The organism is Photobacterium sp. ABD4_091 (assembly GCF_056160145.1).
Window position 1 is genome coordinate 2,467,523 of the sequence record NZ_JBSWWQ010000001.1, and the last position, 14,117, is coordinate 2,481,639.

Genomic DNA, 14,117 nt, shown 5'->3' on the forward strand with positions numbered 1-14,117 from the left:
AGCACAAGCTTCCGCTTTTTTTGTTATACTCCCTCCCTTATTTTGAAAATCGGCCTTTGGCCGCCAGCAAGACGAAGAAGATTATGCGAATAGCTTTAGGTATTGAGTACGATGGTGCGAAATACTACGGTTGGCAACGCCAGCGTGACGTAGACAGTGTCCAGGAACGGTTGGAAAAGGCGCTGAGCAAGATTGCCAATAAGCCCGTTGAAGTACAGTGTGCAGGCAGGACGGATGCGGGTGTACATGGCACCGGGCAGGTCGTACATTTTGATGTCGATGTTGACCGCAAGATGGCTGCGTGGAGCATGGGGGTGAACGCCCACTTACCTAAAGATATCGCGGTTCGCTGGGCCAAGAGGGTGGATGATGAATTCCATGCCCGTTTTACCGCAACAGCGCGCCGGTATCGCTATATTATCTATAACCATGCATACCGCCCTGCGATTTTGGCCAAAGGTGTGAGCCATTATCACGGTGAGCTTGACGAAAAAGCGATGCATGAAGCAGGGCAGTACCTACTGGGTGAGAATGACTTCACATCCTTCCGTGCTGTGTATTGTCAATCCCGCAGTCCTTGGCGTAACCTAATGCATTTGAACGTGTCGCGTCAGGGTAATTTTGTGATCATTGATATCAAGGCCAATGCCTTTGTCCATCATATGGTCCGCAACATTACAGGAAGCCTGATCAAAGTCGGCCGAGGTGAAGAAAAGCCGGAATGGATCCAGTGGCTGCTGGAGCAGAAGGATCGTACATTGGCAGGTGCGACAGCAAAAGCGGAAGGGCTGTACTTGGTTGAGGTGGACTATCCTCAAGAGCATGAACTGCCGAAAGTGCCTGTTGGCCCGTTGTTTTTGCCTGATTAACCTGTCAGGTAACGGTCAGATTTGTCTCGGGCTAACTCGTAGTACCAGTTTTTTATCTACAGTTAGACGAGTTTGTGCTTTAATTCCACCTCGGTAAATTAACGAATTTGTAATTCTCTGCTGCAAAGACTTGTGCTAAGACCCTAAGGGCAGGGAAATAAAAGATAAAAGGTCATTCATGAGCTGGCTGGAAAAGATCCTTACAAAAAGCAACATTGTTTCTTCTCGCAAAGCGTCTATCCCTGAAGGGGTGTGGACCAAATGTACTTCTTGCGAACAAGTGCTTTATCACGCCGATCTAGAACGTAACTTGGAAGTTTGCCCTAAATGTGACCATCACATGCGCATGAAGGCACGCCGTCGCTTGGAAACTTTCCTTGATGAAGAAGGGCAAGTTGAAATCGCGGCCGAGCTTGAGCCAAAAGACAAGCTGAAGTTCCGTGATTCCAAGAAATACAAAGATCGCCTGTCGTCTGCACAGAAGGCAAGCGGCGAGAAAGATGCGCTAGTCGTGAAGAAAGGAACCTTGCTAGGCCAGCCATTGGTAGCCTGTGCATTTGAATTCTCTTTCATGGGCGGCTCAATGGGCTCAGTCGTGGGCGCTAAGTTCGTTAAAGCGGTTGACGAAGCCATTGCCAATAACTGTGCTTTGGTGTGTTTCTCTGCCAGTGGTGGTGCCCGTATGCAGGAAGCGCTAATGTCGCTGATGCAGATGGCGAAAACCAGTGCGGCCCTTGAGCGCCTGTCTGATAAAGGCTTGCCGTTTATCTCTGTATTGACAGACCCTACAATGGGTGGTGTATCGGCAAGCTTGGCAATGCTGGGTGATATCAATATCGGTGAGCCAAAAGCCCTGATCGGCTTTGCAGGCCAGCGTGTTATTGAGCAAACGGTGCGTGAGAAGCTGCCAGAAGGCTTCCAGCGCAGTGAATTCCTGCTTGAGCACGGTGCTATTGACATGATTGTCGACCGCCGTGAAATGCGCCAGCGTATCGGTGGCCTGGTTGCGAAGCTAACCCAGGTTGAATCTCCAATGGTTGTGCCTGTTGAGAAGCCGGCAAAAGCCACTGAAGAAAAAGTAGAAGAGCAGAACGAGCAAACTGAAGAGTAAGCTTTTTTGCAAATAGATATCGAACGGGGCCTGTTGGCCCCGTTTTGTTTTTATCCCCAAACAACGAGCCTTCTGGCCCTGTATTTATTTCCCCCTCGTCATCAAGAATCAATACATTGCTGTTTGGTCTGGCTGCGTTCAGTGGTAAATTAAGGCTCATATTGTTATAACGAAATGAAATATGATGTCCGGATTGACAGCACCTCAAGCAAATTCTCCTTTGGCCTCTTGGCTGACTTATCTTGAACACCTCCACACCAGTGCCATTGATCTGGGTCTTGACCGGGTACAGGCAGTAGCCCAGAAGGCGGAACTCACTAAGCCGGCACCTTGTGTGATCACTGTAGCGGGGACCAACGGCAAAGGCTCTACCTGCGCCATGATGGAAGCGATTTTGCTCAAGGCCGGCTACCGTGTTGGGGTGTATAGTTCTCCCCACCTGGTTCGTTATAACGAGCGTGTCCGCATTAACGGCGTTGAGTTGGCTGATTCTGCACACAGCGAAGCCTTTGCGGCCATAGAGCAGCAGCGCAGCGAAACCAGCCTGAGCCTGTTCGAGTTCGGCACCTTGGCAGCGTTGCAGCTATTCAAGTCGCGCCAGGTTGATGTCGTTTTATTGGAAGTAGGGCTTGGTGGGCGCTTGGATGCCACCAACATCGTTGACCATGATGTATCGGTAATAACCAGCCTGGCAGTCGATCATGTTGATTGGCTGGGTGATGACATCAATGTCATCGGCTATGAAAAGGCTGGAATTTTCCGTAGCGGCAAACCGGCCGTGTGTGGCCAGCCTAACCCGCCAGCGACCGTGCCTGCCCATGCTGATGATATCGGTGCCAAGATGTATCAGGTTGGCTACCAGTTTGACTATAGCGTCGAAGCGGATCACTGGCGCTGGCAGAGCGGTGCATTCACGCTGGAACAATTGCCGATTCCGTCTTTGCCGCTGCCAAATGCCGCAACGGCACTGATGGCATTGGCCGTTGCCGAGCTGAATATCACTGATGAAAATGTGATTGAGGGTTTGGCTGATGCCGCTCTGCCGGGACGTATGCAAAAAGTCTCTGAGCAACCGCTGGTTATCATGGATGTGGCTCATAACCCGCACTCTGCACAGTATTTTGCCCAGCAGCTAGCAGGTATGAAACAAAAGCTCGGCAAGAATAAGCTCCATGCTGTGGTGGCAATGCTCCACGATAAAGACATAGCAGCTACCATTGCTGAGATGACAGAAGTGGTTGATTATTGGTACCCAGCATCGTTGACAGGCCCGCGTGCGGCGAGTGCGGATGAAATCTTGGTCCACCTTCCTATGGGAGCAGAGCCTTGCCTGACCCCAGAGGAGGCTTATGACAAAGCGCTGACACAGGCAGAAGCGGACGATATGGTAATTGTATTTGGCTCCTTTTACACTGTGGGGCAGATAACCAGTCACATTGAAGCAAAGAATCAGGAGTAACTGTGGCAAGTAAATTTCAGAGCCGGTTGATCGGTACGATTATTTTGGTGGCCATCGGGGTGATTTTTCTTCCCGATTTGTTCGATGGCAAGAAACAGCATTACCAAGAGCAATTTGCCAGTATACCGCTGCAGCCTGAAACCACTGCTGAAGTCGAGTATGAAACGATCCCAGCTCCGGAGTTTGCTGAGGTGGACTTACCCCCAGAACCGGTCACAGTGGTGATTGACGAGCCGAAGCCGGAAGACTCGGTTGAAGTAACTGCCGAGGCAATCGAAGCGGCCAACCAGCCACTCAAGGTTGAACCTCAACCTGTTAGCGAGCCAGCGGTAGGTAACCAAGACAGCGCCTGGGTGGTTCAGCTAGGGGTATTCCGCAATTTTGATAACGCCAACCAGTTGGTTGAGCGTCTTCGCAAAGCGGGTTATCAGGCACATGTTTTTCCAAAACAACCGCAGCAAGGCGATTTGGCCCGGGTTGTCGTTGGCCCTGATGTGTCGAAGCAAAAGCTGTCGGGTGACATCAAAAAATTGGAAGAATTGACCGGATTAAAGGGCCGATTGGTCAGATTTAATCCACTTAACCCTTAGGTAAACGTTTGCGTTCTCATTTTTTCTGTTAGAATACGCACCAACAAGACGAATACAACAAATGATGATCTGGATTGATTACGTAATTTTAGGCGTAATTGGCTTCTCGGCTCTGGTGAGTTTGATCCGAGGTTTTGTCAAGGAAGCGCTCTCGTTAGTGATATGGTTTGCTGCTTTTTTCGTCGCAAGTAATTTTTATAATCAGCTGGCGGCCTACTTCACTAATATACAAGATGAGATGCTTCGAAATGGTAGTGCGATAGCTGCCTTGTTCATTGCCACGCTAATAGTCGGCGCAGTAGTGAACTATGTGATTGGACAACTGGTACAGAAAACCGGCCTGTCAGGGACAGACCGGGTACTGGGAATTGTGTTCGGCGGGGTGCGCGGCGTATTGATTGTCGCGGCAGTGCTGTTCTTCATGGACGCCTTCACCGGTTTTGCGGAAGCGGAATGGTGGCAGCAGTCCCAACTGATCCCTCAGTTTGGCGTCGTGATTGAATGGTTCTTTTCGTACCTCAAAGACACATCAAGCTTTTTGCCGGGCGCGATATAGCGAACGGTGTTGGATGAAACCCAAGGTGGCTTGGGGAAATCAGGTTCAGTGTTAATTTACTGATACCTAATGGAAAAGCTCTCAGCGGGTATTTGGCTAGGCCGAATACCCGCTGAATTTCAAATTAAGCGTGACGAGGATTTAGGACATGTGTGGTATTGTCGGAATCGTGGGTTCAACCCCGGTTAACCAGTCTATTTATGATGCTTTGACTGTGCTGCAGCACCGCGGCCAAGATGCGGCTGGTATTGTTACCTTGGAAAGCAATCGTTTTCGTCTGCGTAAAGCGAACGGTTTGGTTCGCGATGTATTCGAAGCCAAGCACATGCAGCGTTTGCAGGGTAACGTAGGGATTGGCCATGTGCGCTATCCGACTGCTGGTAGCTCAAGCGCGTCAGAAGCCCAGCCTTTCTATGTGAACTCACCATACGGTATTTCACTGGCCCACAACGGTAACCTGACCAATGCGGGTGAGATCAAAGAGCAGCTGTTCGAAAAAGCACGTCGTCACGTTAACACCACTTCTGATTCAGAAATCCTGTTGAACGTACTGGCGAACCAGCTGGAAAGCGCCACGACTTACCCAATCACGCCTGAAGAAATCTTTGATGCAGTACGTGAAGTACATCGCATGGTTTCTGGTGCTTATGCTGTCGTTTCTATGGTTATCGGCCACGGTATGATTGCCTTCCGCGACCCGCATGGTATCCGTCCTCTGTGCCTTGGTAAGCGTGAAGTTGAAGGTCAGGTGGAGTACATGGTGGCTTCAGAGTCGGTAGCTCTGGATGCCGTTGGCTTTGATTTCATGCGTGATGTTGCACCGGGTGAAGCGGTTTATGTGACCTTTGATGGCCAGCTATACACTCAGCAATGCGCAGACAACCCAACGCTAAATCCTTGTGTGTTTGAGTTTGTTTACTTTGCCCGCCCTGACTCGTTTATCGACAAGGTATCAGTATACGGTGCGCGTGTAAGCATGGGCCAGAAGCTGGGCGAGAAGATCAAGCGTGACTGGGCTGACTTGGATATCGATGTGGTTATCCCTATTCCGGAAACATCGTGTGACAGCGCGTTGGAAATTGCCCGTACACTGGATAAGCCATACCGTCAGGGTTTTGTGAAAAACCGCTATGTTGGCCGTACCTTCATCATGCCGGGCCAGCAAATGCGTCGTAAATCAGTACGTCGTAAGCTGAATGCTATTCGTTCAGAATTCAAAGATAAGAGCGTACTGCTGGTGGACGATTCAATCGTTCGCGGTACCACTTCAGAGCAGATCATTGAAATGGCACGTGAAGCCGGTGCGCGTAAGGTTTACCTAGCATCAGCTGCACCTGAAGTTCGCTTCCCGAATGTATACGGTATCGATATGCCAACGGCTAACGAGCTGATTGCACACGGCCGTGAAGTTGATGAGATCTGTAACATGATCGGTGCTGACGGCCTGATCTTCCAAGATCTACAAGATCTGGTTGATGCCGTTGCAGAAGGTAACCCGGATATCCAGAAGTTTGAAACGTCGGTATTCAGCGGTTCTTACGTCACAGGTGACATCGACCAGACCTACCTTGATTACCTCGAATCACTCCGTAGCGAAGACTCGAAAATCAAGCGTGAAATCCAGCAGGATCTAGCGAACCTCGAGTTGCATAACGAAGGGGTTTAAGGGGAAAGGGTGCGAGTGCGAGGCCCTGGATCCTAGTTCCTGGAAAGAGCAAAAGCTTTATCCATTTACCTATCAAGTGAAAAGCGAGAGCCAACGGCTCTCGCTTTTTTGTTTGCGTTTTTCTAGGTTCTAGGTTCTAGTATCTCTAAACCTAACTTCTAATGACTAAACTGCGGCCCAATGCCTAGGTTCCATAGGATCACAGACCCTGCGATGATGGAAACCAGCAGTACTAACCCGCAGGTGACAATAGAGCTCGCATAAATAAACCCACGCTCTTCGGGAATATGCATCAAAATAGGCACACCGGTGTAGAGCAGGTAGACGGAATAGGCGATACCTATCAACCCGGCAATCATCAGGAACCAAACCTGAGGATAGATAGCCGCGATACTGACCATGAACAATGGCGTTGCTGTGTATGCCGCTAGCTCAAGTGCCTGAGTATATGTCGGTGTGGAGCCAAAAGTATGGCTCATCCAGTAAGTCAGGTAGGCGAGGGCGAATACCCCGGCTATCAAGGCAAAGTACATAGCGACCGACATTGCTAGCGCACTGCCTTGGGTAAGGTAGATAGGTGCGCCGACGCCAATTCGCCAGCCGATAAATACGCTTGAAATGAAGGCAAAGACAGGTGGAAGCAAAGCAATCAGTAGAATGTGGCTTAAACTGCTTTGTATCCCTTCGTGTTCCTTGTCAATCGCCCGCCACTCTTGCTTGGGGTGGGTATATAAACCAAATAAGTGTCCCAGAATCATAATGCTTCCTCATTGAGTCGTGCTTATTTTCATCCGTTGTCGAAGAACACTTACTAAGCGAAAGTGGAACTTGTGGTGCTCTTCTTGCTAACTGCTCTTTTTACAAATATCGCTATTTTTTGCAAATAAAGACTGCTTGTGGCGTTGCCTACCAATAAACACAAAATCAGGAAGGCTTTTCGTGCCAGTACTATTAACATTTAGTCGTGGTTGAAAAAGTTCGCAAGAAATAGAGGGAACCTAGATCCTAGAATCGTGTTCCTAGAAGGAGCGGGAAAGTGGAACCTAAAGCTTTAGCTTCTATCTTATCAAGGTTCCAGGAACTAGGATCTAGGGCCCAAGGATCAAAAAAGCGAGAGACTTTCGTCTCTCGCTTATTGATTTGGATAACAGTGCTAACCGCTTTACAGTTTGAAATACTCGCTGGCAAACTCAATGAACAAGCGCAGCTTCTCTGGCTGGTAATCGCGATGGTTATACATCAGGTACACATCACGTTGGTTGGATGACCAGTTTTCAAGGATTTGCACCAGCTCGCCTGAAGAGATGTATTTCTCCAGCATGACATCCGGCATCAGTGTAATTCCTAAACCGGCCATACAGGCTTTGCGAACAACATTGAGCTCATTGGCTTCGTAGCGCCCACGGTCAGACACGGTGACCGTTTCACCATCGCTGTTAGTCAGGCGCCAGCGCAAAAGGGGTTTGCCTTTTAGCAAGGGGTGCTGGTGTAAGTCCTGAGCATGTTTTGGCTCGGAGTTGCTCTTGAGGTACGCCGGGCTGGCAACCAAGATATCTTTAACCGCATTGATCTTTCGAGCAATCAGGGTCGAGTCACGCTGTGGCCCGACACGGAAGATCACATCCCAATCAGTCGGGTCAAGGATCTCCGGGTCATTACTCATCGTTAACTGGATGTTGATAGCCGGGTGCTCTTTCATAAACGCATTGAGCAGGGGCTGCAACATGACCTTAGTCAGGTTTGAGGGGGCGGCAATCTTTAGCTTGCCTGCAGCGCCTTTACACTCTTCGCTGACATGTTCAGCCGTGTCCACCAAGCTCTGGAGCAAGGGGCTGCACTCATCGTAAAATTTCTGTCCGGCTTCTGTCAGTGATAGCTTCCTTGCATGACGGTTGAGTAGTCGGATATTCAAGCACTCTTCAAGCGCCTGAATACGTCTTGTCAGGGTGGCAACGGGTACCTGGGTCTTGCGAGAAGTCGCTGTGTAACTGCCGTTTTCCACAACCATGCGGAATAAATTCAAATCGTCAAGCTTCATAACTGTACAACACTGAAAACTTATAATGGGGAATTGTATAACAAAATATGTAAAAAGATGACGCTTTCAGGACAACTTTTGCTGTAAATCAAGATATGGCGTGTTTTTCTTTTTGGGTTAATTCTTACTAATTGATAAATTTAAATTTTGATGCTGTTAACAAATTTCAATATTTTCATCGTCGATATCAGGAATCCCCTGACGATCAGCGGATTTCGACCTATGCTTTTGGTAGGTTAGTCAAGCCTGTGGTTAGCGTTGTCATGAGTACACATTCCCAGTCAGGTGGCACAGTCGGTGCCAAGCAGCATTACCATTCGTCAGTCAGGGAGCAGGCTTTGCTTGAAGATAAAGACGTTCTGATCGTCGAAGATGATCCAGTATTTAGAACCATGCTCACTGGCTTTCTATCCAGCCAGGGGTGCCGGGTGCGTGAAGCGGAGAACGGCCTTGAGGGCTTGCAGGCACTGCGCGAGGGTATGCCAGATATCCTATTGTGTGATCTGGCCATGCCGGTGTTGACCGGTATGGAGTTTGTAGAGGAAGTTTCGCTTCAATATCCAATGGTTCCTATAATTGTTATCTCTGGTACTGGGAATATGTCGGATGTAGCGGCGGCATTGCGCCATGGGGTAAAAGACTTCTTGATCAAGCCGCTTGATAACATCATGGTGCTGAAGTCTGCCATTTTGTCAGTGCTGAAGTCTGAAGATTCCGTGACAGAAAACCAGGGTTTTTCTAGCCAATGGGTCAACATCGACGAAGAGACCGTGGTTGATGAGGAGCTTGAGTGGCATATCGAAGAGCTAAAGGCTAACCCTCGTGCGGCTCGAGAATTGTTGTTGGGCCTTATGCCTGAAGCACAGTCTTCATTGGGTGACTGGCAGCTGAACTATTGTGTCCTGCAGGCGACTGATGTCCAGCCCGTATTGCTCGATTACACCTGGCTGATTGATGGCCGGTTGGCTTTTTACTTGGTCGATTCAGCAACCGGTGGTGATAACGGCACGGCAACCACTTTACTTATCCGCGCATTTTTCAATGATTACCTCCGAACCCGTATGGGAGATCAAAACACGATATCTGGCCTGATTAAATTGATCGAGAAAGGAATGCGCCATTCCGGTTATGCATCTCCAATCAAGGCGATATTCGGTATCTTTGATGTGACCGACAGAACCCTGAATATTGCGTCTGCAGGCCTCTCCGCCAGGCTGCAAACCAGTGACGGTGAGCAAGTAGTCAAAGCCCAACCTTGGCTCGGTAACCAAGCCAGTAAAAATGAGAGCGTCAGCCTCAAGTTTGCTGAATCTGGGGGGCGTTTATCATTAAGCGAAATGGGATCGGCCAGCTTTAGTTTGACTTTTAAACGAAAAAGCCAGTAACAAGAAAATAAAACGGAGAGCCTAGGCTCTCCGTTGTCATTTTTGTACCTACTGTGTTCAGTTTAGGCTTGCACTGGCTGCGGCTCAGCCTCTTCTTCCACAGCCTTACCTTCTGCTCCGTGCATCCAGCGGATTAGTTGGTTAGAGCATAGAAGCAGCAGCACACCAGAAACTGTCGCTGCGATTGCGATACCACTGAAGATTGCCATTGGACCAGATTCACCGACATGGGCACCAATAATACCGGCTACATAGTTAGCGATGGCATTGAAGCCAAACCATGCACCCATCATCAAGGAAGCAAGGCGAAGCGGTGCTAGCTTGGTAACCATCGATAAGCCGATTGGCGATAGGCATAGCTCACCAAGGGTATGGAAGAAGTATGCGCCGACTAGCCAGAACATTGACGTCTTCACAGTGATATCACCACCTTGCTGCATAACAGCACCCATCATGCACACGAAGCCAGCAGCAAGGAAGAACAAGCCCATTGCGAATTTAACTGGGGAACTTGGCTCTTTGGGCCCCATTTTCACCCAGATCGAAGCGATAAGCGGCGCTAGGGTGATCACGAAGAATGGGTTTAGAGACTGGAACCAAGCAGCAGGCACTTCGAAACTACCGATCATACGGTCGGTGTACTGCTGCGAGAAAATGTTCATCAGGCCGCCTGCTTGCTCGAAGCCCGCCCAGAAGATAACCACGAATAGACCCATGATCATAATCACTTTCAGGCGATCTTTTTCTTGCTTGGTCAATGGCTCTTTCTGGCCTGACTTATTCATGGCCGCCGCACGTTTTGCTGCTGGCTCTTTACCAATATCACCAAGTAGGCGCTCGGCAAAAATCAGTTGGGTTACTAGGCTGATCAGCATACCGATACCTGCCGTCAGGAAACCCGCTTTCCAGCCGTAAGTGGCAGAAGCTGTGCCGGCAATGATACCTGCAAGTAAAGAGCCAAGGTTGATACCCATATAGAAGATAGTAAATGCACCGTCACGGCGGTTATCGCCTTCTTGGTACAAGTCACCCACCATGGTTGAAATGTTCGGCTTGAACATACCATTACCAATGATCAACAAGCCTAGGCCGAGATAAAAAGCAGTGACAGAATGTGGGTCGACCATGCTGTTTGGCAGCGCGAGGGTGAATTGGCCTAGGGCCATCAAGATACCGCCAATAATGATAGAGCGTCGCTGCCCTAGAAAGTTATCGGCAATCCAACCACCGATGAGAGGGGTGATATACACAAGGCCGGTATAGATACCGTAGAGGTTAAGGGCATCTTGGGTTGTCCAACCAAGACCACCATTGATGGTTTTGTCGGTGAGGTAAAGCACCAGAATGGCACGCATCGCATAGTAAGAAAAACGTTCCCACAGTTCGGTTCCAAACAGTAAGAACAAACCTTTTGGATGGCCTAACAGCGTGCCACTATTCAGATTGCTCATAATTATTCTCTAAATTTAATTGGTTTTGTGTTTGCTAATGTCGCCCCTTTTATAAATGACAAATTATTAAACTGCAAATCGTTACAAATATAAAACAAACCAAAAACAACGCAAGACTCTGAAATATAAGCGATTGTTTGCTATTTGCTCAAAATTGAAATTTCAGATTTACCAGAAGTTAAATTGAGATGATATCGTATTTTGTGATTATTGTGGTGTTATAGGTTGAATTTTTAACTTTTTATGGAATTAAATCCTGTGGTTGGTTTTTGTTAATGATTATTACAATTATGGCTGTTTATGCAGTCTCGCAATGACCTTGGTGTTTTTTAAGCGCGGGAAGGGGCAAATTATTGTCGCATAGGCAGGCTTAGGTATAATTAGCTATGGCTAGAGGATTAACTGACTGAGATTGCTATGAAAGATTGGTACTTACTGTATTGTAAGCGCAGCGAACAGGAACGTGCGGTGATCAACCTCGATCGTCAAGGTGTGGAGTGTTATTACCCGCAGGTCACGGTTGAGAAAATAGTCCGCGGTAAACGTACGACTGCTTTTGAGCCTCTTTTCCCAAGCTATATGTTTGTCTATTTCGATCCTGAGCAAATCAGCTATACCACGGTGCGATCGACACGCGGTGTGGCTGATTTTATCCGTCAAGGGGCAAAACCACAGGTGGTGAACCCGGATCTCATCTATAGCTTGATGGTGAATGAGGACTCTGAAGAACAACAGGCGAAATTGTCCGATCTGCCAAAACCGGGCGATTCACTCAAATTGTTGCAAGGTCAGTTCAAGGGTATTGAAGCTATTTACCAGGAGCCTGATGGCGAGAAACGTTCATTTATGCTGATTAACCTACTTGGCAGGCCGGTGAAAGTCAGTGTCCAGAATGAAGATCTGGTGAAAAAGTGATCCACCTTTATTGCAATATTGGATTCGTTTGCAATGTGTTTGTTATAGTGGTTCAGATAACTTAAAACGGAATAAACTATGTCTACATCTTCCCCTGTACGTAAAGCGGTGATCCCTGTTGCCGGCTTGGGTACGCGAATGCTGCCTGCAACTAAAGCAATTCCAAAGGAAATGCTGCCTATCGTGGATAAGCCGCTTATCCAGTATGTGGTTAACGAGTGTGTTGCTGCTGGCATCAAAGAAATTGTGTTGGTGACTCACTCTTCGAAGAACTCAATTGAAAACCACTTCGATACCTCTTTTGAGCTGGAAGCAACGCTTGAGAAGCGTGTAAAACGACAGCTGCTTGATGAAGTTCAAAAGATTTGTCCGAAAGATGTCACCATCATGCATGTGCGCCAGGGCCAGGCAAAAGGTTTGGGCCATGCAGTCTTGTGTGCTCACCCTCTAGTTGGTGACGAGCCCTTCGCCGTTGTGCTGCCTGATGTGATTCTTGATGATGCTGCCAGTGATTTGCGCCGTGAAAATATGGCGGCGATGGTAAACGCCTTTAATGATACCCAGATCAGCCAAGTGATGGTTGAGCCGGTTCCAATGTCTGAGGTATCCAGCTACGGCGTGGCAGATATTAGTGGTGCAGAGCTTAAGCCGGGTGAAACAGCAGCGATGACCAAAGTCGTTGAGAAGCCTGCCCTTGAGGATGCGCCGTCGAATTTGGCCATCGTTGGCCGTTATGTGCTGCCTGCTGAAATTTGGTCACTGCTAGCGCGTACCCCAGTGGGTGCCGGTGATGAGATCCAGCTAACTGATGCGATTGATATGCTGATGGAAGATCAGCAAGTTAATGCGTTCCATATGTCAGGTAAGAGCCACGATTGCGGTAGTAAGCTAGGCTACATGCAGGCATTTGTCGAATACGGCTTACGCCATGAGTCTCTGGGCGAGGACTTCAAAGCCTTCTTGAAAGAGATGGTGAAGTAACAAGATCCTGATTTTAATATTTAAAAAAGCGAGAGGTGATACCTCTCGCTTTTTTATTTGGCGTCTAGCAGCCTTTCCTAGGATCTAGGATCTAGGATCTAGGATCTGCTTTGCTCACTTCTCATGATACTGCTCGCATGCATGCAGGGTATTTTCAATCAAGGTTGCTACGGTCATAGGGCCTACACCACCCGGTACCGGTGTGATATGGCGTGCTCGCTCACGGGCAATATCATATTCCACGTCACCAGCTAGCTTGCCGTTGTCCAGGCGGTTGATACCGACATCAATAACCGTTGCCCCTTCTTTGATCCAGCTGCCCGGAATGAAGTTAGGTTTGCCGACAGCAACCACTAATATATCCGCTTGGCGGACATGGCTTTCCAAATCTTGGGTAAAGCGGTGGCATGTGGTGGTGGTTGCACCAGCCAGAAGCAGCTCGAGGGTCATAGGGCGTCCGACAATGTTCGACGCACCAACAATCACTGCGTGCTTGCCTCGTACCGCGATATTGTAGCGTTCAAGCAGGGTGATAATGCCTTTAGGCGTGCATGAACGCAGTTTGGGAATACGCTGGCAAAGGCGGCCGACATTGTAGGGGTGGAAACCATCAACGTCTTTCTCCGGGTCGATATGCTCTAGTACCTTGGTGCTGTCGATACCTGCCGGCAGGGGGAGTTGCACTAGTATCCCATCCACGTCGTTATCACCGTTTAGCTCGTCGATGAGGGCGAGCAATTCAGTTTCGGTTGTAGTGGCTGGCAAGTCGAAAGACTTGGATACAAAACCGACTTCATCACAGGCTTTACGTTTGCTACCCACGTAAATTTGCGAAGCAGGGTCTTGGCCTACCAAGACAACAGCAAGCCCCGGTGCACGAAGGCCTGCGTCGAGGCGAGCTTTAACTCGGGCTGCAACTTCTTGACGAACAGTTTGCGAAATGAGTTTTCCATCAATGATTTGAGCGGCCATGTTTATCCTTTGAACTGAAATTGACTGAGCATGGAGCAAAGTAGCTTGGTATATGAATACACTCATGAACGAGGTATTTCGGGTGCTACTCGATTGTTGTATTGTCGCAGAGAATGTTACGAAG

The 14,117-nt window shown here is 48.7% G+C and carries 13 protein-coding genes; 9 read left to right on the forward strand and 4 right to left on the reverse strand.

Features of this window, described 5'->3' with window-relative positions; all coding sequences use genetic code 11:
* The first annotated feature begins 83 nt into the window (after positions 1 to 83).
* From truA to purF, 6 genes are all read left to right on the forward strand, one after another.
* Positions 84 to 869: a tRNA pseudouridine(38-40) synthase TruA gene (gene truA / locus ACXAGQ_RS11420; RefSeq protein WP_475253985.1), complete on the forward strand. Its 786-nt coding sequence runs from the start codon at positions 84 to 86 to the stop codon at positions 867 to 869.
* A gap of 178 nt (positions 870 to 1,047) precedes the next feature.
* A complete protein-coding gene (gene accD, locus ACXAGQ_RS11425; RefSeq protein ID WP_475253986.1) occupies positions 1,048 to 1,980 on the forward strand; it encodes an acetyl-CoA carboxylase, carboxyltransferase subunit beta in 933 nt (310 codons plus the stop codon).
* Between the two features lie 184 nt (positions 1,981 to 2,164).
* Positions 2,165 to 3,439 (forward strand): bifunctional tetrahydrofolate synthase/dihydrofolate synthase, encoded by a 1,275-nt coding sequence (gene folC / locus ACXAGQ_RS11430; RefSeq protein ID WP_475254727.1) that lies wholly within the window; start codon positions 2,165 to 2,167, stop codon positions 3,437 to 3,439.
* 2 nt (positions 3,440 to 3,441) lie between these two features.
* Entirely contained in the window at positions 3,442 to 4,029 is a 588-nt protein-coding gene (locus ACXAGQ_RS11435; protein ID WP_475253987.1) for an SPOR domain-containing protein, read from the forward strand.
* A gap of 64 nt (positions 4,030 to 4,093) precedes the next feature.
* On the forward strand, positions 4,094 to 4,585 hold the full coding sequence (gene cvpA / locus ACXAGQ_RS11440) for a colicin V production protein (protein WP_475254728.1): 492 nt from the start codon (positions 4,094 to 4,096) through the stop codon (positions 4,583 to 4,585).
* A 148-nt stretch (positions 4,586 to 4,733) separates the two neighbouring features.
* Entirely contained in the window at positions 4,734 to 6,251 is a 1,518-nt protein-coding gene (gene purF / locus ACXAGQ_RS11445; RefSeq protein WP_475253988.1) for an amidophosphoribosyltransferase, read from the forward strand.
* 158 nt (positions 6,252 to 6,409) lie between these two features.
* On the opposite strand, the gene ACXAGQ_RS11450 is transcribed toward purF, so the two are convergent.
* Both ACXAGQ_RS11450 and ACXAGQ_RS11455 read right to left on the reverse strand, forming a co-directional pair.
* Complete coding sequence (locus ACXAGQ_RS11450; protein ID WP_107299104.1) at positions 6,410 to 7,009, reverse strand: Yip1 family protein; 600 nt, start codon at positions 7,007 to 7,009, stop codon at positions 6,410 to 6,412.
* Positions 7,010 to 7,413: 404 nt separating this feature from the next.
* Positions 7,414 to 8,289, reverse strand: a complete 876-nt coding sequence (locus tag ACXAGQ_RS11455; RefSeq protein ID WP_475253989.1) for a LysR family transcriptional regulator — start codon at positions 8,287 to 8,289, stop codon at positions 7,414 to 7,416.
* A 338-nt stretch (positions 8,290 to 8,627) separates the two neighbouring features.
* Between ACXAGQ_RS11455 and ACXAGQ_RS11460 the strand changes: the two genes are divergently transcribed.
* Positions 8,628 to 9,674: a response regulator gene (locus tag ACXAGQ_RS11460; RefSeq protein ID WP_475254730.1), complete on the forward strand. Its 1,047-nt coding sequence runs from the start codon at positions 8,628 to 8,630 to the stop codon at positions 9,672 to 9,674.
* Between the two features lie 62 nt (positions 9,675 to 9,736).
* On the opposite strand, the gene ACXAGQ_RS11465 is transcribed toward ACXAGQ_RS11460, so the two are convergent.
* Entirely contained in the window at positions 9,737 to 11,125 is a 1,389-nt protein-coding gene (locus ACXAGQ_RS11465; RefSeq protein ID WP_475253990.1) for a peptide MFS transporter, read from the reverse strand.
* Between the two features lie 417 nt (positions 11,126 to 11,542).
* Here ACXAGQ_RS11465 and rfaH point away from each other — a divergent pair, with 417 nt between their 5' ends.
* Positions 11,543 to 12,040: a transcription/translation regulatory transformer protein RfaH gene (gene rfaH, locus ACXAGQ_RS11470; protein ID WP_475253991.1), complete on the forward strand. Its 498-nt coding sequence runs from the start codon at positions 11,543 to 11,545 to the stop codon at positions 12,038 to 12,040.
* A gap of 78 nt (positions 12,041 to 12,118) precedes the next feature.
* Positions 12,119 to 13,021, forward strand: coding sequence for a UTP--glucose-1-phosphate uridylyltransferase GalU (gene galU / locus ACXAGQ_RS11475; protein ID WP_475253992.1), 903 nt, complete (start codon positions 12,119 to 12,121; stop codon positions 13,019 to 13,021).
* A 114-nt stretch (positions 13,022 to 13,135) separates the two neighbouring features.
* Here galU and folD read toward each other — a convergent pair whose 3' ends face one another.
* Entirely contained in the window at positions 13,136 to 13,993 is an 858-nt protein-coding gene (gene folD / locus ACXAGQ_RS11480) for a bifunctional methylenetetrahydrofolate dehydrogenase/methenyltetrahydrofolate cyclohydrolase FolD (RefSeq protein ID WP_475253993.1), read from the reverse strand.
* Positions 13,994 to 14,117: the final 124 nt, after the last annotated feature.

Bases quoted from the DNA above. Each gene is read 5' to 3' on its own strand.
- truA (WP_475253985.1), top strand. From the start codon at position 84: ATGCGAATAGCTTTAGGTATTGAGTACGATGGTGCGAAATACTACGGT.
- accD (WP_475253986.1), top strand. From the start codon at position 1,048: ATGAGCTGGCTGGAAAAGATCCTTACAAAAAGCAACATTGTTTCTTCT.
- folC (WP_475254727.1), top strand. From the start codon at position 2,165: ATGTCCGGATTGACAGCACCTCAAGCAAATTCTCCTTTGGCCTCTTGG.
- cvpA (WP_475254728.1), top strand. From the start codon at position 4,094: ATGATCTGGATTGATTACGTAATTTTAGGCGTAATTGGCTTCTCGGCT.
- purF (WP_475253988.1), top strand. From the start codon at position 4,734: ATGTGTGGTATTGTCGGAATCGTGGGTTCAACCCCGGTTAACCAGTCT.
- ACXAGQ_RS11450 (WP_107299104.1), bottom strand. From the start codon at position 7,009: ATGATTCTGGGACACTTATTTGGTTTATATACCCACCCCAAGCAAGAG.
- ACXAGQ_RS11455 (WP_475253989.1), bottom strand. From the start codon at position 8,289: ATGAAGCTTGACGATTTGAATTTATTCCGCATGGTTGTGGAAAACGGC.
- ACXAGQ_RS11465 (WP_475253990.1), bottom strand. From the start codon at position 11,125: ATGAGCAATCTGAATAGTGGCACGCTGTTAGGCCATCCAAAAGGTTTG.
- rfaH (WP_475253991.1), top strand. From the start codon at position 11,543: ATGAAAGATTGGTACTTACTGTATTGTAAGCGCAGCGAACAGGAACGT.
- galU (WP_475253992.1), top strand. From the start codon at position 12,119: ATGTCTACATCTTCCCCTGTACGTAAAGCGGTGATCCCTGTTGCCGGC.
- folD (WP_475253993.1), bottom strand. From the start codon at position 13,993: ATGGCCGCTCAAATCATTGATGGAAAACTCATTTCGCAAACTGTTCGT.